Source organism: Anaerostipes butyraticus (assembly GCF_016586355.1).
Taxonomy (GTDB): domain Bacteria; phylum Bacillota; class Clostridia; order Lachnospirales; family Lachnospiraceae; genus Anaerostipes; species Anaerostipes butyraticus.
Map to the genome: position 1 here is coordinate 1 of NZ_BLYI01000060.1, position 1602 is coordinate 1602.

The window sequence follows — 1602 nt, forward strand, 5'->3', positions numbered from 1 at the left end:
ACGGTTACAACGGAATCTCGGAGTCATGACGCCAATGGAAAAGCATGAGAGTTATTTACAGGCAGCATAAAAAAACTGCCAGCTGGTAAAACCAACTGGCAGAAAAACTTATATTTTTTTCACTGTCTACTTGACGGGGAGCACACCACTCTTTCGCAATAGCTCTTTCCTTTTGGAATTTATATTTTTAAAATCAGCCTTCAATATTAATGTAATTCTTCTGCTCGACTTTCTTTTCTTCTTTCTTTGGAACTGTCAGTCTCAGGATTCCATCTTCATATTTTGCATGAATGTCTTCCTGGGTGATATTCTCACCAACATAGAAGCTTCGGCTCATATTTCCAGAAAAACGTTCTTTCCTGATGTATTTGCCGTCTTCTTTCTTCTCATCCTGATTTACATTCTTCGCTGCACTGATTGTCAAATATCCATCATGTAATTCTGCTTTTACATCTTCCTTTTTGAATCCAGGAAGATCGATATCTACTTCATAACCTTTATCGGTTTCTTTTACATCTGTCTTCATGATCTGATTTGCACGTTTTCCGTACAATTTCTTATCAATATCTGGGAAGGAAAAATCCATCCAATCATTTAATAAATCTTCTCCAAAAATACTAGGCATCATCATAACTCATCTCTCCTTTACTTATAAAATAATGTATGCTGCATGTTGATGCACATTTGGTCGATTTATCATCGGCTGATAACCTTAGGATCCGTACCTTCTTGGTACCTCTCCCTTTGTTCTATATGTACTATAACACCTATTATTATCAATGTCAACACTTTTCAGAAATTTTTTCAGATTTTTCTATTATCTATAAAACAAACTGAAAATACTATATTCGCATTTGTTCCTGATGAATTCTTTCTGCAAGATTTTCCCTAAATCTGTTTCACTTTTTTCCTTTCATTGATTCCATAAAAGGATCCTGTCAACAATTATAAAACCATAAGATTCTCATTTGCACCACCATTTTTACTGCACCTCTTTCCATCGGCACTGGATATTGTTCAACAGCAATAAAAAATAGGCTTCGCCTATTCAGCTCCCCCTGCCCCTCAATCATGAGGGGTTAGGGGTTTTCTTTTGTTACTCTTTCCTGCATAATAGTCTTATGAATATCTTACAAAAAATCTTTACAGACCATTATGAAGAAATCAAATATACCCTCCATCCCAGAAAGACTGAGATGGAAAATATCGACAAGATGTTAAACTGCGGCGATCCTTCCTTTGGTGGTGCCATGTACGGCTGTCCCCACTGCGGCAAGTTGAAATTCGTTCCTTTCCGTTGTCGCAGCCGTTTCTGTCCTACCTGCGGAAATAAATACGCCATGGAACGTTCCACCTCTATGCTTTTTAAGCTCATCAATGTCCGCCATCGCCATTGCGTCTTTACCATTGATGAAGATCTCCGTGCCTTTTTCCTCCAGGACCGCTCTCTCCTCAACTGTCTCTTCCATTCTGTTTCCAGTGTCATCTCCCGTATGTTTTTCAAGCTCAATCAGACCAAAAATTTCACTCCCGGATATATCATGGTCCTCCACACTTTTGGCCGGGATCTCAAATGGAATCCCCATATCCACTGCCTCCTCT

2 protein-coding genes are annotated in these 1602 nt (G+C 38.8%); one reads left to right on the forward strand and one right to left on the reverse strand.

From position 1 onward, the window contains the following. Positions 1 to 193: 193 nt before the first annotated feature. Positions 194 to 631, reverse strand: coding sequence for an Hsp20/alpha crystallin family protein (locus JMF81_RS12985; protein ID WP_201311863.1), 438 nt, complete (start codon positions 629 to 631; stop codon positions 194 to 196). A 490-nt stretch (positions 632 to 1121) separates the two neighbouring features. On the opposite strand from JMF81_RS12985, the gene JMF81_RS16810 reads away from it, so the two are divergent. Continuing rightward, a partial coding sequence (locus JMF81_RS16810) for an IS91 family transposase (RefSeq protein WP_201311864.1) occupies positions 1122 to 1602 on the forward strand: 481 nt, incomplete at its 3' end.

Bases quoted from the DNA above. Each gene is read 5' to 3' on its own strand.
- JMF81_RS12985 (WP_201311863.1), bottom strand. From the start codon at position 631: ATGATGATGCCTAGTATTTTTGGAGAAGATTTATTAAATGATTGGATG.